This window comes from Desertivibrio insolitus (assembly GCF_017355965.1).
In the GTDB taxonomy this organism is placed as follows: Bacteria; Actinomycetota; Actinomycetes; order Actinomycetales; family Microbacteriaceae; genus JAFIQW01.
Genome location: NZ_JAFIQW010000003.1, coordinates 416,047 through 433,936 on the forward strand (window position 1 = coordinate 416,047; position 17,890 = coordinate 433,936).

The following is a 17,890-nucleotide window of genomic DNA, read 5'->3' on the forward strand; positions in this document are numbered from 1 at the left end:
GGGCGGGGTCGAGTCCGTGCCGCACCGAGAGCGCGCGAACGGACCGAAGAGCGCGCGGATGCGTCGATCTGCGCGCTCTCGCGGGCTAGTGCCCCGCGTGCTGCTCCGTGACGGCGGCGGCCGGCGGACGCACCGCGCGCACGCAGAGTCCGGCGAGGGCGATGAGGCCGAGCACGAGCAGCAGCGCGTTGAGGATGCCGACGCCGTCGCTCAGCACGCCGATGACGGGCGGGCCGACGAGGAACGCGAAGTAGCCGATCGTCGCGACGGCGCTCACTCGCGCGGCCGCGCGCGCCGGGTCATCCGACGCCGCCGACATGCCGACGGGGAAACCGAGGCACGCGCCGAGGCCCCACAGCACACTGCCGACGATCGCGATGGCGGGGTTCGGCGCGACGATGACGACCGCGAGGCCGATGATCGCGAGCACCGCCGATGCCGCGAGCACGCGCACCCGCCCGAAGCGGTCGAGCACCCAGATGCCGGCGACCCGGCCGACGGTCATCGCGACGGCGAAGACGGTGAAGGTGCCGGCCGCGAACTCCTCCTCGACGCCGTGGCCGTCGACCATCGCGATCGCGAGCCAGTCGTTCGCCGACCCCTCCGCGAACGCGAAGCCGAGCACCACGACGCCGATGAGCAGCGTGCGCGGTTCGAGCCAGATCGACAGACGCGCGGCGAGACCGCCGGACTTGCCGCCGTCCGCGTGCTCCTCCTCGATCACGGAGCGGGTGTTCCGCACGACCGCGAGGCTGCCGACGAGCACGACGGCGGCGACGATGCTCGCGTGCACCGCGAGGGGCAGCTCGATCGCCGAGGCGAGCGTGCCGCCGCCCGCACCGATGACGGTGCCGATGCTCCAGAGCGCGTGGAACAGCGGCATGATCGTGCGCCCGCTGGCGACCTCGACCCCGGCGCCCTCGACGTTCTGCGCGACATCCGCGATGCCCGTCGAGAAGCCGAACAGCACCATGCCGGCCGCGGCGAGCGCGAACGACCCCACCCCGGTGGCGATGCCGACGAGCGCGAGCGCGAGCGACAGCGCGGTCATCATCACGAAGAGCGTGCGCCGCGGGGCGAGCCAGGCGAGCACGTGACTCGACGCGATCAGGCCGACGACGGCGCCGACCGAGAGCGACGCGATGAGCACGCCGAGCTCGGAGTTGCCGATGCCGAGGCCCTCGCGCACCGCCGGGGTGCGCGACACCCAGGTGCCGGTGGCGATGCCGTTGAGGGCGAAGATCACGAAGACGGCGGTGCGCCAGGCGGAGACGCGCGGCTGGGAGAGCGTGGATGACACGGGGGAGGACTTCCTCGATCGAGAGCGGTGGCTCAACGCTAACGGTGCACTGGCCGACAACCCAGCCTCGAGGCATCCGCGGTCCTTATGGTGAGAAGCATGGCGACGATCCCCGACTCCCACCGCAATCTCCTGGAAGGGGCGAACATCGCCCACCTCGGCACCGTGCGGCCCGACGGGCTCGTGCACGTCAACCCGATGTGGTTCCTCTTCGACGGCGAGAACGTGCGGTTCACGCACACGCGCAAGCGCGGCAAGTTCCGCAACCTGCAGGAGAACCCGGCCATGACGATCTCCGTCGTCGATCCGGACGACGAGTACCGCTACCTCGAGGTGCGCGGCCGGCTGAGCGAGATCGTCGACGACCCGACCGGCGCTTTCTATCAGGAGCTCGAGCGCCGCTACTCCGGTTCGAGCGAGGCGCCGCCGCCGGATGCCGCCGACCGGGTCATCCTCGTCATGACTCCCGAGGCCACGTCGACCAAGTGATCTCGACCGAACTCGCCCGCGAGCTGCGCCGCGCGGGCCTCGTGTGGAAGCCGCAGTCGGGCGACCGGTTCATCATCGACCGGCCGACCTTCGACGCGGACGTCTTCACGGTCAGCGACATGACGATCGAGGCGCACACCTACCCGACCGGCACCGTGCTCGGGTTCAACGGCACGACCGAGTGGGCCCTCGACTCGGTGTCGCTCGGCGACGCCGTCTGGATGCCGCAGGAGCACCAGTTGCGCGACCTGCTGCGCACCGCGTTCCGATCGCTCGAGCTCGACGAGAACGGCCTCTACCGCGTGACCGCGCAGATCGGCGGTGAGGAGCGCGCGTTCGAGCAGGTCAGCGCGGCCGAGGCCTACGGGCAGGCGCTGCTCGCCCTCATCCGGCTCTCGCAGTAGCGGCGCGGCCGTTCCGGCCTAGTCGCTGTAACGCGCCCTTCGTGCCTACTGGCGGGCGCAGGTTGCCGCCGTAGGCTAGATCCTCGTGACTGCGAACTCGGCTTCCGGCATCGATCTGAACGAACTCGACCCGCAGGTCCGCCCGCAGGACGACCTGTTCCGGCACGTCAACGGCAGGTGGATCGAGCGCACGCGCATCCCCGACGACAAGGCGCGCTACGGCTCCTTCTACCAGCTCGCCGAGGAGGCCGAGAAGGCCGTCCGCGCGATCATCGAGGAGGCGCAGGGCGCCGAGCCCGGCACCGAGCAGCGCAAGTTCGGCGAGCTCTACGCGAGCTTCATGGACACCGAGCGCATCGAGGCGCTCGGCGCCGCCCCGCTCGAACCGCTGCTCGCGCAGGTCGACGCGGTCACCGACATCCCCTCGCTGCTCGAGACCGTCGGCGTGCTCGAGCGTCAGGGCATCGGCGGCTTCTACGGCGCCTTCGTCGACAACGACCCCGGCGACCCCGACCGCTACCTCGTGCTGCTCGAACAGGCGGGCCTCGGCCTGCCCGACGAGTCGTACTACCGCGAGGAGCGTCTCGCGCCCGTGCGCGACAAGTACCCGCCCTTCGTCGAGCGCATGTTCACGCTCGCCGGGCTCCCCGACGCGGCCGAGCGCGCCGCCCGCGTCATGGAGCTCGAGACCCTGCTCGCGGGCGCCCACTGGGACAACGTGCGAAGCCGCGACTCGAGCGCGACCTACAACCTGCGCACGTGGCAGCAGGTGACGGATGCCGCCGCGCCCGTCGACCTCGGCGCCTGGCTCCGCGGCCTCGACGTGCCCGCCGGCGCCCTCGACGAGGTCGTGCTCCGCCAGCCGAGCTTCCTCAACGGGCTGACCGCGGCGCTCGACGTGGCGAACCTCGACGCGTGGAAGGACTGGCTGCGCTGGCAGGTCGTCCGCTCGCTCGCGCCGTACCTCAGCGACGCGTTCGTCGAGGCGAACTTCGACTTCTACGGCCGCACCCTCACCGGCACCCCCGAGCTGCGCGCCCGATGGAAGCGCGGTGTCGGCTTCGTCGAGCACGCCATGGGCGAGGCCGTCGGGCGCATCTACGTGGAGCGGCACTTCCCGGCATCCGCGAAGGAGGCGATGGACTCACTCGTCGCGAACCTCATCGAGGCGTACCGGCAGAGCATCGACGGACTCGAGTGGATGGGCGAGGAGACCCGCGCCCGTGCCCTCGACAAGCTCGAGAAGTTCACCCCGAAGATCGGCTACCCGGTCAAGTGGCGCGACTACTCCGCGCTCGAGGCCGACGCGACCGACCTGCTCGGCAACGTGCGCCGCGTGAACGAGTTCGAGTTCCACCGCGAGCTCGGCAAGATCGGCAAACCGATCGACCGCGACGAGTGGTTCATGACGCCCCAGACGATCAACGCGTACTACAACCCCGGCTTCAACGAGATCGTCTTCCCGGCCGCGATCCTGCAGTTCCCGTTCTTCGACGAGACCCGCGACGCGGCCGCGAACTACGGCGCGATCGGGGCCGTGATCGGCCACGAGATCGGCCACGGCTTCGACGACCAGGGCTCGAAGTACGACGGCGACGGCAAGCTCACCGACTGGTGGACCGACGAGGACCGCGCCGCGTTCGAGCAGCGCACCAAGTCGCTCATCGCGCAGTACGACGCCCTCGCCCCGAAGCAGGTGCCCGACCACCACGTCAACGGCGCGCTCACGATCGGCGAGAACATCGGCGACCTCGGCGGTCTCGCGATCGCGTGGAAGGCGTACCTGCTGTCGCTGCACGGCGAGGAGCCCCCGGTCGTCGACGGGCTGCCCGCCGCCCAGCGCTTCTTCCTGTCGTGGGCGCAGGCCTGGCAGCAGAAGTCGCGCGACGAGGAGGTCATCCGCCTGCTCTCGATCGACCCGCACTCGCCCAACGAGTTCCGGTGCAACCAGATCGTGCGCAACATCGACGAGTTCTACGACGCCTTCGACGTGACGGAGGGGGATGCTCTGTGGCTTCCGCCGGCGGAGCGGGTGACGATCTGGTAGGCGTCGGAGCCTCCTCTTCGGGACCCTTGCGCCGCGACCGCCTGCGCCGTCCCCGCGACGGCCGGCATCGCGGTCAGCTCGTCGGCGGACGGTTCACGGGGAGCTTCGAGGCGCTGGGCGAGGTGGCGTACTCCGGGGCATCCGTCTCGGCGAGCGTGCTCGACGTCGAGTCGGGCGAGCAGCTGCTCTCGATCGACGACCGCATCACGCTGCCCACCGCGTCGGTCGGCAAGGTGCTGCTGCTCGTGGAGCTCTCGGCGCGCATGACCGCCGGCCGCATCTCCGACCTCACGGTGCTCGACCGCGCTCCCGTCGACGAGGTCGGCGACTCGGGGATCTGGCAGCACCTGCAGGTGCCCGCCCTGCCGGTGGCCGACCTCGCGGTGCTCGTCGCCTCGACCAGCGACAACCTCGCGACGAACGTGCTGCTCGGGCAGATCGGCCTCGAGGCGGTGCGCAAGCGCGCCGAGTCGCTCGGGCTCTCGCGCACCGCGCTGCTCGACCTCGTGCGCGACGAGCGGGGGCCGGATGACGCGCCGCAGCTCTCCCTCGGATCGACCGCCGAGCTCAGCTGGCTCTTCGCCGCCCTCTCGAAGGGCGAGATCGTCGACCCGGTGACCAGCCAGCGCGTGATCGGATGGCTCGGGCTCAACATGGACCTGTCGATGGTCGCGAGTGCCTTCGGCCTCGACCCCCTCGCCCACCGGTTCGCCGACCACGGACTGTCGCTCGTCAACAAGACCGGCACCGACACGGGACTCCGCAGCGAGGCGGGCCTGCTGCGCGGCAGCCGCGGCGCCGTGGCTTACGCGGTCACGGTGCGCTTCACCGACGGCAGCCTCCCCACGCGCCTCCGCGTGCTCGAGGCGATGCGCACCCTCGGCTCGGAGCTGCTGGAGCACGTGCACTAGGGGCTCCGGCGGCCCCGTCTCCCAGCGGTCGAGTAGGCGGCGCAGCCGCCGTACCGAGACCCTCGCACTCGTGGGCGTGCCCTAACGGAGGAGAAACAGCCCGATCCGGTCGGTTTCGGACCGGCGAGCGCCGATTTCTCCTCCGTTAGGCCCGTCCCCGGGGCTGGGCGAGCTGGACGCGGCGCCCCGGGTCATCCGTTACGTCGATAACGGAGGCGAAACCGCGGGCACAGGTCGGATGTCGACGCGTCAGCCCAAGAACGCCTCCGTCATCGATCCACGAGGGGCGCGCAGGTCTCGATACGCCCGCTGCGCGGGCTACCCGCGTGCTGGGAAGGGGGCCTCAGCCCGCGGCGGCGTCGTCCGTGCGCGCGACCTCGTGGCGGGTCACGGGGTGCAGCCCGAAGAGGGCCTCGATCGCGTCCTCGACGCGGCCGGCGTCGCCCTCGCGGGCGAGTTCGCGGGCGCGCACCGACGGGGTGTGCAGGAGCACCGACACGAGGTGGCGCAGGGCCTGCTCGGTCTTCTCGGACGAGTCGCCGCGGCTGCGGGCGCGGGCGATCTCGGCGTCGAGGGTGTCCATCATGTGCTGTCGCAGCGCGGTGACGGAGCCGGAGACTTTGGCGTCGGCGGTGGCGGCGGCGAACTCGGCGGCGGCCGATCCGACGATCTCGCGGGCCTCGGTCGCGGCGCGCAGCTCGGGCAGCGGGGCGTGCAGGCGGATGGTCTCGAGGTCGAGCAGTTGCACGTCGGGGAGGGTGGCGACGGCGGGGTCGACGTTGCGGGGCAGGCCGAGGTCGATGACGAGCGTGCGCCCGGCGGCCGGCATCGTGGCCGGGGTGACGACTGGGTTCTGCGCCGAGGTGCAGGTGATCACGACGTCGGCCGCGGCGATCCCGCCGGGGAGGCTCGTCACCGCGGTGATGCCGTGCTTGAGCGCGAAGCGGGGGGCGCGGCCGGAGGGGGAGAAGACGGTGATGCGCTCGACCCCGCGGTCGCGGAGCGCCGCCACGGTGGTCGCGGCGTACTGGCCGGTGCCGACGAGCAGCACGGACGTGTCCGCCCAGTCGCGGATGCGGCTCGACGCGAGCTCGAGGCCCAGGCGCACGAGCGAGCGGCCGGCCCCGCCGAGGGCGGTGCGGGTCTTGACGCCGCGCGAGGTGCGCGACGCTCTCTGGAACAGCCGCTCGAGGTTGCTCGAGGTGGTGCCCGACTCGCGTGCTGCGAGCAGGGAGCGCTTCACCTGACCGGCGATCTCGTCCTCGCCGACGACGACGGACTCGAGACCGGATGACACGGCGAACAGGTGCTCGGCGACGGCGTCACCGGTCAGCACGTTGACCGACTCGCGCAGCTCGGCCGCGTCGACGCCGCTCGCGTCGCTGACGACCTTCACGACGCGGTCGACGGCCGCGACCTCGTGCGAGAGCGGCTCGGCGACGTCGAGGTAGGCCTCGAAGCGGTTGCAGGTGGCGAGCACGACGGCGCCGGAGACGGCGTCGCTGCCCTCGACGAGCGCGGGAGCGGCTCCGGGTGCGCCGACCGACAGCTTCTCGAGGAGGTCGAAGCTGGCGTTGCGATGATTCGCGGTCAAACACACGAGCACCGTCCAATTCTACGAGCTTGTAGTAATCGGCGCAGCCGAGGGCACCCTTACCACAGGGATGTGAACCATCCGGGCACCGACACCGTCGGCATCCGTCCACCCTCGTCCCCGTACGCTGGAAACCGTGATCCTCCCGCCCGACCATCCCCTCGTCGACGGGCGCACGACCGCGGCGCCCCTCGTCCGCGCCTACCGCGGTGACCGACCCGAGCGTCAGCCCGTCTGGTTCATGCGTCAGGCCGGGCGTTCGCTGCCCGAGTACCGGGCGCTCCGCGAGGGCCAGGGCATGCTCGAGGCCTGCCTGACCCCGGATGTTGCGACCGAGATCACCCTGCAGCCCGTGCGCCGCCACCAGGTCGACGCGGCCATCTTCTTCTCCGACATCGTCGTGCCGCTGAAGCTCGCGGGGGTCGACGTCGACATCGTGCCCGGCCGCGGTCCGGTGCTCGCGAAGCCCATCCGCACGGCCCTCGACGTGACGGCGCTGCGTCCGCTCGACCCGGAGGCGCTCGATCCGATCCGGCAGGCGGTCTCGCAGACCGTCGCCGAGCTCGGGTCGACCCCGCTGATCGGTTTCGCCGGCGCCCCCTTCACGCTCGCGGCCTACCTCGTCGAGGGCGGTCCGTCGAAGGAGCACCTCGCCGCCCGCACCCTCATGTACTCCGACCCGCACACCTGGGCGGCGCTGCTGAACTGGGCAGCGGATGTCACGGGGCAGTTCCTCCGCGCCCAGGTCGACGCCGGCGCGAGCGCAGCGCAGCTCTTCGACTCCTGGGTCGGCTCGCTGTCGAAGCAGAACTACCTCAAGCGGGTCGCGCCGCACTCCAAGCGGGCGCTGCGCCACGTGATCGACACCGGCGTGCCGACTGTGCACTTCGGCGTGGGGTCGAGCGAGATCCTGCCCGAGATGAAGGGCATCGGCGCCGACACCATCGGCGTCGACTGGCGCCTTCCGCTCGACGAGGCGAACCGCCGCCTCGGCGGAACGACCCCGCTGCAGGGGAACATCGACCCCGCCCTGCTCGCCGCCCCCTGGCCGGTGCTCGCCGCACACGTCCGGGACGTGCTCGACCGCGGCCGCGAGGCCCCCGCGCACGTACTCAACCTGGGTCACGGCGTGCCCCCGGAGACCGATCCCGACGTGCTCACCCGCATCGTCGCCCTCGCGCACGGAGCCTGACATGCCCGAGGTGTTCCAGAAGACCGCGATCGTCGTCGGCGGGGGAGTGGCGGGCCTCGTCACCGCCCGGCAGCTCGCGCGCGGCGACGTCGACGTGCGCGTGTTCGAGGCATCCGACCGCCTCGGCGGTACCGTCGCCAAGCACACTGTCGCGGGCATCGATCTCGACGCCGGCGCCGAGAGCTTCGCCACCCGCAACGACTCCGTCGCGCGCCTCGCGCACTCCCTCGGGCTGACCACCGTGCTGCCCGCCGAGCTCGGCAGCTGGCTGCACGACGCCGACGGCCGCCCGGTGAAGCTGCCCGCGACGAGCGTGTACGGCATCCCCGCCGACCCGCTGGCTCCCGACGTCGTGGCCGTGATCGGGCAGGACGCCGCCAACCGCGCCGCCGAGGACGCGACACTCGACCGCCGCATCGGCGCCGACGTCGAGACGCTCGGCGACCTCGTGCGCGTGCGCATGGGCGCCGAGCTGCTCGAACGGCTCGTCACCCCGATCGTGTTCGGGGTGCACTCGCAGCATCCGAACGATCTCCCGCTCGACCGCGTCGCACCCGGTCTGCGTGAGGGGCTCGTGCAGAACGGCTCGCTGGCCGCCGCGGTCGCCAAGCAGCGCGAGAACAGCCCCGCCGGCACGGCGGTCGCCGGCATCGACGGCGGCATGTTCCGCCTCGTCGAGGAGCTCGCCACCGACCTCGAGCGCCGCGGCGTCGAGGTGCGCACCGGCAGCCGCGCGTGGGCGATCAAGCCGCAGAGCGTGCTCGTCGGCGGGGTCGCGCAGCACGCCGACCTCGTGGTCGCGGCCGGACCCGCGATGGGCGTCATGGGAACGCGCATCGCCCTCGTGACCCTCGTCGTCGACGCCCCCGAGCTCGACGCTGCTCCGCGCGGAACGGGCGTGCTCGTGCATCCGGATGCCCCGGGCGTGCGCGCGAAGGCGCTGACCCACTCCACCGCGAAGTGGCCGTGGCTCGCCTCGCGCGCCGGCGGCCGGCACGTGTTGCGCCTCTCCTTCGACCCGGACCGGTTCGAGAAGAACGAGGACCTGTTCGAGCTCGCGCGCACGGATGCCTCGACGCTGCTCGGCGTCGAGCTGCCGGCATCCGCGGTGCTCGGTGCCGACGCCGTCGAGTGGACGCGCCCGCCCGCCGGAACGGACCGCGGCTACCCGGTCGTCGGCGAGACCGTCGCGGGCACGGGGCTCGCCAATGTGGTGTCGCACGCCCTCCGTGAGTCTGAACGTTGGCTTGAAGAACTTTCCAAGTGAGGGGCCTCCGGGTAAAGGTGGACTCAGACCACCTACGAATTGGAGACAACATGCGAGGGAAGATCCTTCTGGTCGTCGGCCTCGGCGTCGGCTACGTGCTCGGCGCGCGTGCCGGACGTGAGCGCTACGAGCAGATCGTGTCGGGCGCCGAGAAGCTCTGGCGGGACCCGCGCGTCCAGAAGCAGGTGAGCACCGCTCAGACCTTCGCCAAGGAGAAGGGCCCGGAGGTGGCGCACGCCGCTTCGGAGGCCGCCAAGACCGCAGGCGAGAAGGTGTCGGCCACCGCGAAGAAGGTCCAGGGCAAGTCCTCCTCGAGCGACACCACCTCGACGCCGTCCATCTGACCGACCCCCAGACGTAAGGAGCCGCTATGTCGGTACCCGTCAACGAGCGGCGATCGGTCTTCAAACTCATCGCCGACATCCCCACGCTGCTGATCGACCTGATCAAGAGCGAACTGGCGAACCTCAAGAATGAGGTGACGGCCAAGCTCAAGGCGGTCGGCATCGGAGCGGGGCTGCTCATCGGCGCGGGCGTGCTCGCGCTGTACCTGTTCGGCGTGCTGCTCGTCGCGGCCATCTGGGGCCTCGGCGAGTTCCTGCCGATCTGGCTGTCGGCCCTCATCGTCGCCGTGCTGCTGATCATCGTCATCGCGGTGCTCGCGCTGCTCGGCGTCAAGAAGCTCAAGCAGGGCGTCCCTCCCACCCCGGAGGAGACGATCGACAGCGTGAAGAAGGACGTGAAGACGCTGTCCGGCACCCCCGGCTCGACCACCACCGGGAGGGTCTGATGACCGATCCCCGGGTCGACGCCGACATCAAGCTGAAGCGGGCCCGCCTGCAGGAGACGCTCGACGAGCTCGAGGAGCGGCTCGACGTCAAGAAGCGGGCGACCGAGGTGGGTGACAAGGCCAAGGAGTCGTACAACGACAACCCCGTGCCGTACTACCTCGTGGCCGGCGCGGTCGTCGCGGTCGTCGGCGGCCTGGTCGCGTGGGCGCTGTTCACGAACGACTGACACCCAGGTCTGGAACGAGGGCGGGTCCTACGGGATCCGCCCTCGTTCTGCGTCCGGCTCCGAATCCTGCAGGGGCTGCACGTCCGCCCGGCATCCCCGCCTCTGTCAGCGAGGCCCCGTGAAAGTGAGGACAATAGAGGCATGAGTTCCAGCGCCTCCGCGCGCCCTGACGAGGCATCCGCGAAGGAGCGCCTCGGCTACGCCCTCTGGGCGGTCTTCCGGCGCGATCCCGACCGAGCGGCCCTTGCCGACGACACCCTCGCCACTCAGGTGCAGGAAGTCGAAGCCCTCGGGGTCACCGTGCGCGGCTTCTACGACGTGTCGGGGCTCCGGGCCGACGCCGACCTCATGGTCTGGCTCACCGGCGAGGACCCGCAGATCCTGCAGCGCGCCCTCCGGATGCTGCGCCGCAACGCCATGCTCGCCGCGCTGCTGCCCACGTGGAACGCGCTCGGCGTGCACCGCGAGGCCGAGTTCACGCGCAACCACTCGCCCGCCTTCATGCGCGGCAAGGACCCCGAGGCGTGGGTCACCGTGTATCCCTTCGTGCGCAGCTACGAGTGGTACCTGCTGCCCGAGGAGGAGCGGCGCGCGATGCTCTCCGACCACGGCCGCAAGGGCTCGCAGTACCCGCAGGTGCTGTCGAACACCGTGGCCTCCTTCGCGCTCGGCGACTACGAGTGGATCCTCGCCCTCGAGGCGAAGGAGCTCGTCGACCTCGTCGACCTCATGCGGCACCTCCGCAACACCGAGGCCCGCCGGCACGTGCGCGAAGAGGTGCCCTTCTTCACCGGACGCAGAATCACGATCGAGGAGATCCCCGAGGTGCTGTCTTGACCACCATCACGAACGGCCAGCTGGTTCCGGGCGCGACGCCCGCCGCCGCCTGCGGACCCGAGCATGTCGAGGAGCCCGTCCAGTACGACGCGATCCTCCTGGCGAGCTTCGGCGGACCCGAGGGCCAGGATGACGTCATCCCCTTCCTGCGCAACGTCACCCGCGGCCGCGGCATCCCCGACGAGCGGCTCGAGGAGGTGGCCCACCACTACCGCGCCTTCGGTGGCGTCAGCCCGATCAACGAGCAGAACCGCGAGCTGAAGGCGGCCATCGAGGCGGAGCTCGCCAAGCGCGGCATCGACCTGCCCGTGCTGTGGGGCAACCGCAACTGGGACCCGTACCTGCGCGACGCGCTCGCCGAGGCGAAGGAGCGCGGCTTCACCAAGCTCATCGCCGTCGCGACGAGCGCCTACAGCTCGTACTCGAGCTGCCGCCAGTACCGCGAGGACTTCCACATCGCGCTCGACGAGACCGGCCTCATGGGCGAGATCTTCATCGACAAGGTGCGCCAGTTCTTCGACCACCCCGGCTTCGTCGCACCGTTCGTCGAGGGTACCCGCCAGGGCCTCGCGGATGTCGCGGCGCAGGGCATCGACCCCGTGACCGAGACCCGAGTGCTCTTCAGCACCCACTCGATCCCGTCGGCCGATGCGGAGCGCAGCGGTCCGAAGGAGCGCGGCTTCGACGAGAACGGCGCGTACGCGGCGCAGCACAACGCCGTTGCCGAGGTCGTCATGCAGGGCCTCGAGACCCCGTGGGACCTCGTGTACCAGTCGCGCTCGGGGCCCCCGAGCCAGCCGTGGCTCGAGCCGGACATCAACGACCGGATCGAGGAGCTCGCCGCCGAGGGCGTCAAGGCCGTCGTCATCGTGCCGCTCGGCTTCGTGAGCGACCACATGGAGGTCAAGTGGGACCTCGACACCGAGGCCCTCGAGACGGCGAAGGAGCACGGCATGTTCGCCGTGCGCACGCAGACCCCCGGCGTTCACGACGCCTACGTGGCCGGCCTCGTCGACCTCGTGCTCGAGCGCGTGAACGGCACCCCCAAGGCGGAGCGCCCGGCCCTCACCCCGCTCGGCCCCTGGTACGACGTGTGCCGCCCCGGCTGCTGCGAGAACGTGCGGCTCGGCTTCAAGCCGGCGCTCGCGGGACTGGCGCCCTAGTTGGCCGCACTCCGTCTCGGGACGAGGGGCAGCGCGCTCGCGCTGGCCCAGTCCACGCACGTCGCCGACCGGCTCTCCGCGGCGCTCAAGACCGACGTCGAGCTCGTCACGGTGCAGACCGAGGGCGACCGCAACATGGCCTCGCTCGCCTCGATGGGCGGCACCGGCGTGTTCGCCAGCGCCCTGCGCGAGGCCCTGCTCGCGGGGGAGTGCGACCTCGTCGTGCACTCGCTCAAGGACCTGCCGACCGCGCCGCATCCGGGACTCTCGATCGCGGCCGTGCCGAAGCGGGCGGATGCCCGTGACGCGCTCGTCTCCCGCGGCGACGTGCCCCTGGCCGAGCTGCCCGAGGGGGCCCGCGTCGGCACCGGCTCGCCCCGGCGCCAGGCGCAGCTGCGCTCGCACCGGCCGGACCTCGAGGTCGTCGACATCCGCGGCAACGTCGACACCCGCCTGCGCAAGGTGTCCGACGGGGAGCTCGACGCCGTCGTGCTCGCCGCCGCCGGTCTCGGCCGCCTGGGCCGTTCGGGCGTGATCACCGAGCTCTTCTCGCTGTCGGAGTGGCCGACCGCGCCCGGGCAGGGTGCTCTCGCCATCGAGGTGCGCGAGGGCGACGAGAAGACCGTCGCCAAGCTCGACCACAAGCCCACCCGCCTGCTCGTGCAGGCCGAGCGCGCCGTGCTCTCCGGCCTCGAGGCCGGCTGCGCCGCGCCCGTCGGCGTCACCGCCGAGCTCGAGGACGGGCTGCTGTTCGTCTCCGGCCGGGTGTACTCGCTCGACGGCTCGCAGCACCTCACCGCCTCGCACGCGCTCTACCCCGAGGACTCGAAGGACCCGGCCGACGAACTGTCGACCCGGATCGTCGACGAGCTGCTCGCGGCCGGCGCCGCGGACCTCGCGCCCCTCGGCGGCGGGCCGAGCGGGGAGCCGCTGTGAAGCCACGCGGTCCCCTGAGCGGCTGGCGCGTGCTCGTGCCCCGCGGCGGCAAGTGGGGCGACAACGTCGCCGCTGCCCTGCGCACCTTCGGCGCCCAGCCCGTCATCGCTCCGATGATCAACTTCGCGAGCATCCCGGATGACGGGGAGCTGCGCGCCGCGCTCGAGCGGCTCTCGCGCGGAGAGTACGACTGGCTCGTCGTGACCAGTGCCACCACGGTCGACGTGCTCGTCAGCCACGGCACCGTCGTGCCCGAGTCGACGCGCATCGCCGCCGTGGGCGAGACCACCGCGGCCGCGCTCGGCCTCGCCGGGTACCGCGTCGAGTTCGTGCCAGAGTCCGACAACAGCGCCCGCGGGCTCGTCAACGAGTGGCCGCGGTCCGACATCGAGGGCCGCGTGCTCATCCCGCAGTCCGACATCGCCGAGCCCACGCTCGTGCGGGGCCTCGACCAGCTCGGCTACCAGGCGGAGTTCGTCGCCGCGTACCGAACCATCGGCGTGGCCGTCGACCCGCAGATCAAGGCGGATGTCGCGTCGGGCGCGATCCGCGCGCTGCTCGTGACATCCGGGTCCGTCGCCCGTCAGGTCGCCGAGCAGCTCGCACCTCTTCCCGAGGAGGTCATGGTCGCCTGCATCGGACCGCGCACCGCCCTCGACGCCCGCGCCGCCGGACTGCGCGTGGACGTCATCGCCGAGACCCGCTCGGCCGACGGCCTCGTCGAGGCCCTCGTCGACCACGCCAGAACCCTGGGAGGCTCTCCTTCGTGAGCAAGAGCAAGCACTCGCTCGACCACCCGCTCGTCCGCCCCCGCCGCCTGCGGCAGACGCCCGCCATGCGGCGGCTCGTCGCCGAGACCCGGCTCAGCCCCGCGCAGCTCGTGCTGCCGATGTTCGTGCGTGAGGGGATCACCGAGGCCGTGCCGCTCGGCTCGATGCCCGGCATCGTGCAGCACTCGCTCGAGTCGCTGCCGAAGGCCCTCGCCGAGGCGGCGGACGCGGGCATCGGCGGTGTGATGCTCTTCGGCATCCCCGAGACCAAGGACGCGGTCGGCAGCCAGGCCACCGACGAGAACGGCATCCTCAACCTCGCCACCGCGGTCGCGCAGCGCGAGGTCGGCGGCGAGCTCGTCGTGCAGACCGACCTCTGCCTCGACGAGTTCACCGACCACGGCCACTGCGGCGTGCTCGACAAGAAGGGCGTCGTCGACAACGACGCGACGCTCGGCCGCTACCGCGAGATGGCGCTCATGCAGGCCCGCTCCGGGTCGCAGCTGCTCGGGCTCAGCGGCATGATGGACGGCCAGGTCGCCGCCGTGCGCGACGAGCTCGACGCCAACGGGTTCGAGCACGTCGTGCTGCTCGCCTACGCGGCGAAGTACGCGAGCGCGTTCTACGGGCCCTTCCGCGAGGCCGTGCAGTCGACGCTGCAGGGCGACCGCCGCTCGTATCAGCTCGACCCCGCGAACCGTCGCGAGGGCCTGCGCGAGGTCGAGCTCGACATCGCCGAGGGCGCCGACGTCGTCATGGTCAAGCCCGCGATGAGCTACCTCGACGTGCTCGCCGACACCGCCGCCACCTCCACCGTGCCCGTCTGGGCGTACCAGGTGTCGGGGGAGTACGCGATGATCGAGGCCGCCGGCGCCAACGGCTGGATCGACCGCGACCGCGCGGTCGCCGAGAGCCTCACGTCGATCGTGCGTGCCGGCGCCGACGCCGTGCTCACCTACTACGCGACCGAGGTCGCGACCTGGATCCGACAGGGGCGCATCTGATGGGCGGAAACGAGCACTACTTCACCCGCGCGAAGCAGTCCATCCCGGGCGGGGTGAACTCACCCGTGCGCGCGTTCCGCTCCGTCGGTGGTGCACCGCGCTTCCTCGTCTCGGCGAAGGGACCGCACGTCACCGACGTCGAGGGGCGCGAGTACGTCGACCTCGTCAGCTCGTGGGGTCCCGCCCTGCTCGGGCACGCACACCCCGCCGTCGTCGAGGCGGTGCAGGATGCCGCGGCACGCGGACTCTCCTTCGGCGCGTCGACCCCCGGTGAGACCGAGCTCGCGGAGCTGGTCAAGGAGCGCGTGAGCGTCGGCTCCGTGCATCCGGTCGAGCGCATCCGCCTCGTCTCCACGGGCACCGAGGCGACGATGACGGCCATCCGCCTCGCCCGCGGCTTCACCGGCCGCGAGCTGCTCATCAAGTTCGCCGGGCACTACCACGGCCACTCCGACCCGCTCCTCGCGGAGGCCGGCAGCGGCGTCGCGACGCTCTCGCTGCCCGGCAGCGCCGGCGTCACCGCGGCGACCGCGGGCCAGACCCTCGTGCTGCCCTACAACGACCTCGACGCCGTGCGCGCCGCGTTCGAGGCGCACCCGGGCCAGATCGCCGCGGTCATCACCGAGGCATCCGCCGCCAACATGGGCATCGTGCCGCCGTCGCGCGGCTTCAACCGCGCCCTGTCGCAGCTCGTGCACGAGTACGGCGCGCTGCTCATCGTCGACGAGGTGCTCACCGGGTTCCGCGTCGGCCCCGCCGGCTGGTGGGGACTCGAGGCGTCGCGGGTCGTGCCCGACGGTGCCGGCTGGACGCCCGACCTCGTCACGTTCGGCAAGGTCATCGGCGGCGGCATGCCCCTCGCCGCACTCGGCGGGCGGGCGGATGTCATGGAGCACCTCGCCCCGCTCGGCCCCGTGTACCAGGCGGGCACGCTGAGCGGGAACCCCGTCGCCGTCGCCGCTGGCATCGCGACGCTGCGGCTCGCGACCGCCGAGGTGTACTCGCACATCGACCGGGTCTCCGACACGATCGCCACCGCCGCCTCCGAGGCGTTGGCCGCCGAGGGCGTCGAGCACGTGATCCAGCGCGCGGGCAACCTGTTCTCGATCGTGTTCAGCGACACTCCGGCGACGAACTACGCTCAGGTGCGCGCCCAGCACGACTGGCGCTACCCGCCGTTCTTCCACGCAATGCTCGACGCGGGGATCTACCTCCCGCCGTCGGTGTTCGAGGCCTGGTTCGTCAACGCGGCTCACGACGACGCGGCGGTCTCGCGCATCCTCGAGGCGCTGCCCATCGCAGCCCGCGCGGCTGCGGCGGCACGCCCGACGGGGGCTGCGGCCGCGGGCTGAGCTGCTGCGTCTACCCACGCCGGCCTTACGCCCGGGGCTATCCACGAGTGACGGCTCCGCCACGCCGCCCGCCCCGGCGCGGCGGGGCCGCTACTCATGGCTTGCGCCGACGCCCCTCCGCCCGCGCAGGTTAGGAACGGCGCTGGCGACACGCGGATGCCACCGGCGCGTCGCCCCGCGGTCCCTAAGTGCCGCGGCACGAGCGCCCCCACTCGACGGGCCAGTAGCGGCGCGTATCCAGGCCCTCCCGCCCATGCGTCCCCGCTGGTTCGGCGTAACTCACGAGTCAGCGCTCCGGCACGCCGTGCCCTCCGGCGTGCCGCGCCCGCCACTCATGACTTACGCCGCCGCGCTCCTCACGCGGCTGAGCACACCGGCACAGCGACCCACCCAGGTGCCCGCCCCGAGCCATCCGCCGCCCTACTCGAAGTCGCGCAGGTCGCGCTCCATCCGACGGATGACGCGCTTGTCCTGGGCCCGCTGCTTGTCGGCCTTCGTGCGGTAGGTGTACGCGAGCAGCAGCCACATCAGGCCGACGAGGGGCAGCAGCACCACGATGCTCGGGACGCCCTCGAAGATCACCCTTCGAGGCTACGTCGCGTGCTCGAAGCAGGGGTAGGGGGCTAGGCGCGCACGTCGACGACGGTGCGTCCGCGCACCTGGCCCTGCAGGATCCGCTCGCCGACCCCGACCACCTCGCCGAGCGGCACGACCGTCGTCATCTCCTCGAGCAGCCCGAGGTCGAGGTCGGCGGCGAGACGGTCCCAGGCGCGCTGCCGCGACGCTGCCGGGTTCTCGACCGAGTTGATGCCGACGAGCGTCACCGCGCGCAGGATGAACGGCAGCACGGATGCCGGCAGCTCGGCGCTCTGCGCCAGCCCGCACGCGGCGACGGTACCGCCGTAGGTCGTCTGTGCGAGCACGTTTGCGAGCGTGTGCCCGCCGACCGAGTCCACGGCGCCCGACCACCGCTGGGACTGCATCGGCTTGCCCGGCTCCGACAGCGTGCCGCGGTCGATCACCTCGGCGGCGCCGAGCCGGCGCAGGTACGGCTCCTCCTCGGTGCGGCCGGTCGAGGCGACGACCCGGTGGCCGAGCTTCGCGAGCAGCGCGACCGCGATGCTGCCCACCCCGCCAGAGGCGCCGGTGACGAGCACGTCGCCGCCGGTGGCATCCGCGTCCTCGAGCGCGAGCACGCTCAGCATCGCGGTGAAGCCGGCGGTGCCGATCGCCGCCGCCTGCTGCGCGGAGAGGGCCTCGGGCACGCGCACGAGCCAGTCGCCCTTGACGCGCGCCCGCTCCGCGAGCCCGCCGTGGCGCGACTCCCCGATGCCCCAGCCGTTGACGAGCACCCGGTCGCCGGGCTGCCACTGCGGCGACTCCGACGAGGCGACGGTGCCGACGAGGTCGATGCCCGGGATCAGCGGATACGAGCGGATGACGCCGGGGCGCCCGGTCACCGCGAGGCCGTCCTTGAAGTTAACGCCTGAGTACTCCACGTCGACGACGACGTCGCCCTCGCCGAGTTCCGTGTCGGGGACGTCGGTCACGGACGCGGTGACGCCGTCGGCGCCCTTGCTGACGAGGATCGCTCTGGTCATACCGTC

General features: G+C 71.8%; 19 protein-coding genes. 15 read left to right on the forward strand and 4 right to left on the reverse strand.

The features are described from left to right. Positions 1-85 precede the first annotated feature (85 nt). Entirely contained in the window at positions 86-1,300 is a 1,215-nt protein-coding gene (locus JUB10_RS08775; protein WP_207455601.1) for an MFS transporter, read from the reverse strand. A 99-nt stretch (positions 1,301-1,399) separates the two neighbouring features. On the opposite strand from JUB10_RS08775, the gene JUB10_RS08780 reads away from it, so the two are divergent. The 4 genes from JUB10_RS08780 to JUB10_RS08795 all read left to right on the forward strand — a co-directional run bounded on the left by JUB10_RS08780 (position 1,400) and on the right by JUB10_RS08795 (position 5,151). Further along, positions 1,400-1,789 (forward strand): PPOX class F420-dependent oxidoreductase, encoded by a 390-nt coding sequence (locus JUB10_RS08780; protein WP_207455603.1) that lies wholly within the window; start codon positions 1,400-1,402, stop codon positions 1,787-1,789. Further along, positions 1,786-2,193, forward strand: coding sequence for a pilus assembly protein CpaE (locus tag JUB10_RS08785; RefSeq protein ID WP_207455605.1), 408 nt, complete (start codon positions 1,786-1,788; stop codon positions 2,191-2,193). The genes JUB10_RS08780 and JUB10_RS08785 overlap by 4 nt, the downstream gene beginning before the upstream one ends. 85 nt (positions 2,194-2,278) lie before the next feature. After that, positions 2,279-4,240, forward strand: coding sequence for a M13 family metallopeptidase (locus JUB10_RS08790; protein ID WP_207455607.1), 1,962 nt, complete (start codon positions 2,279-2,281; stop codon positions 4,238-4,240). A 26-nt stretch (positions 4,241-4,266) separates the two neighbouring features. Then, a complete protein-coding gene (locus tag JUB10_RS08795) occupies positions 4,267-5,151 on the forward strand; it encodes a serine hydrolase (protein ID WP_207455609.1) in 885 nt (294 codons plus the stop codon). A gap of 343 nt (positions 5,152-5,494) precedes the next feature. On the opposite strand, the gene JUB10_RS08800 is transcribed toward JUB10_RS08795, so the two are convergent. Next, positions 5,495-6,757: a glutamyl-tRNA reductase gene (locus JUB10_RS08800; RefSeq protein WP_207455611.1), complete on the reverse strand. Its 1,263-nt coding sequence runs from the start codon at positions 6,755-6,757 to the stop codon at positions 5,495-5,497. A 124-nt stretch (positions 6,758-6,881) separates the two neighbouring features. Between JUB10_RS08800 and hemE the strand changes: the two genes are divergently transcribed. The 11 genes from hemE to hemL all read left to right on the forward strand — a co-directional run bounded on the left by hemE (position 6,882) and on the right by hemL (position 16,283). After that, on the forward strand, positions 6,882-7,937 hold the full coding sequence (hemE, locus tag JUB10_RS08805; RefSeq protein ID WP_207455612.1) for a uroporphyrinogen decarboxylase: 1,056 nt from the start codon (positions 6,882-6,884) through the stop codon (positions 7,935-7,937). A 1-nt stretch (position 7,938) separates the two neighbouring features. Next, a complete protein-coding gene (locus tag JUB10_RS08810) occupies positions 7,939-9,204 on the forward strand; it encodes a protoporphyrinogen/coproporphyrinogen oxidase (protein WP_207455614.1) in 1,266 nt (421 codons plus the stop codon). A gap of 50 nt (positions 9,205-9,254) precedes the next feature. After that, the gene (locus JUB10_RS08815) at positions 9,255-9,548 is read left to right on the forward strand and encodes a YtxH domain-containing protein (protein ID WP_207455616.1); all 294 of its coding nucleotides are present in this window, start codon (positions 9,255-9,257) and stop codon (positions 9,546-9,548) included. A gap of 26 nt (positions 9,549-9,574) precedes the next feature. After that, complete coding sequence (locus JUB10_RS08820; protein WP_207455617.1) at positions 9,575-9,994, forward strand: phage holin family protein; 420 nt, start codon at positions 9,575-9,577, stop codon at positions 9,992-9,994. Continuing rightward, a complete protein-coding gene (locus tag JUB10_RS08825) occupies positions 9,994-10,221 on the forward strand; it encodes a DUF3618 domain-containing protein (protein ID WP_207455618.1) in 228 nt (75 codons plus the stop codon). Before JUB10_RS08820 ends, JUB10_RS08825 begins: the two co-directional genes overlap by 1 nt. Positions 10,222-10,362: 141 nt before the next feature. Then, entirely contained in the window at positions 10,363-11,058 is a 696-nt protein-coding gene (hemQ, locus tag JUB10_RS08830) for a hydrogen peroxide-dependent heme synthase (protein WP_207455619.1), read from the forward strand. After that, entirely contained in the window at positions 11,055-12,221 is a 1,167-nt protein-coding gene (locus tag JUB10_RS08835; protein ID WP_207455620.1) for a ferrochelatase, read from the forward strand. Before hemQ ends, JUB10_RS08835 begins: the two co-directional genes overlap by 4 nt. After that, entirely contained in the window at positions 12,222-13,157 is a 936-nt protein-coding gene (hemC, locus tag JUB10_RS08840; protein WP_207455626.1) for a hydroxymethylbilane synthase, read from the forward strand. Beyond that, positions 13,154-13,927 (forward strand): uroporphyrinogen-III synthase, encoded by a 774-nt coding sequence (locus tag JUB10_RS08845; protein WP_207455628.1) that lies wholly within the window; start codon positions 13,154-13,156, stop codon positions 13,925-13,927. The genes hemC and JUB10_RS08845 overlap by 4 nt, the downstream gene beginning before the upstream one ends. Further along, positions 13,924-14,931, forward strand: a complete 1,008-nt coding sequence (hemB, locus tag JUB10_RS08850) for a porphobilinogen synthase (RefSeq protein ID WP_307859163.1) — start codon at positions 13,924-13,926, stop codon at positions 14,929-14,931. Before JUB10_RS08845 ends, hemB begins: the two co-directional genes overlap by 4 nt. Next, the gene (gene hemL / locus JUB10_RS08855) at positions 14,931-16,283 is read left to right on the forward strand and encodes a glutamate-1-semialdehyde 2,1-aminomutase (RefSeq protein WP_207455631.1); all 1,353 of its coding nucleotides are present in this window, start codon (positions 14,931-14,933) and stop codon (positions 16,281-16,283) included. The genes hemB and hemL overlap by 1 nt, the downstream gene beginning before the upstream one ends. Positions 16,284-16,703: 420 nt before the next feature. Here hemL and JUB10_RS08860 read toward each other — a convergent pair whose 3' ends face one another. Both JUB10_RS08860 and acuI read right to left on the reverse strand, forming a co-directional pair. Continuing rightward, positions 16,704-16,865, reverse strand: coding sequence for a hypothetical protein (locus JUB10_RS08860; RefSeq protein WP_207455632.1), 162 nt, complete (start codon positions 16,863-16,865; stop codon positions 16,704-16,706). A gap of 41 nt (positions 16,866-16,906) precedes the next feature. Continuing rightward, complete coding sequence (gene acuI, locus JUB10_RS08865) at positions 16,907-17,884, reverse strand: acrylyl-CoA reductase (NADPH) (RefSeq protein WP_207455635.1); 978 nt, start codon at positions 17,882-17,884, stop codon at positions 16,907-16,909. Positions 17,885-17,890 lie beyond the last annotated feature (6 nt).

Excerpts from the sequence above, each read along its gene's own strand:
- JUB10_RS08815 (WP_207455616.1), top strand. The coding sequence starts at position 9,255 with ATGCGAGGGAAGATCCTTCTGGTCGTCGGCCTCGGCGTCGGCTACGTG.
- JUB10_RS08820 (WP_207455617.1), top strand. The coding sequence starts at position 9,575 with ATGTCGGTACCCGTCAACGAGCGGCGATCGGTCTTCAAACTCATCGCC.
- JUB10_RS08780 (WP_207455603.1), top strand. The coding sequence starts at position 1,400 with ATGGCGACGATCCCCGACTCCCACCGCAATCTCCTGGAAGGGGCGAAC.
- JUB10_RS08825 (WP_207455618.1), top strand. The coding sequence starts at position 9,994 with ATGACCGATCCCCGGGTCGACGCCGACATCAAGCTGAAGCGGGCCCGC.
- hemQ (WP_207455619.1), top strand. The coding sequence starts at position 10,363 with ATGAGTTCCAGCGCCTCCGCGCGCCCTGACGAGGCATCCGCGAAGGAG.
- JUB10_RS08810 (WP_207455614.1), top strand. The coding sequence starts at position 7,939 with ATGCCCGAGGTGTTCCAGAAGACCGCGATCGTCGTCGGCGGGGGAGTG.
- acuI (WP_207455635.1), bottom strand. The coding sequence starts at position 17,884 with ATGACCAGAGCGATCCTCGTCAGCAAGGGCGCCGACGGCGTCACCGCG.
- hemL (WP_207455631.1), top strand. The coding sequence starts at position 14,931 with ATGGGCGGAAACGAGCACTACTTCACCCGCGCGAAGCAGTCCATCCCG.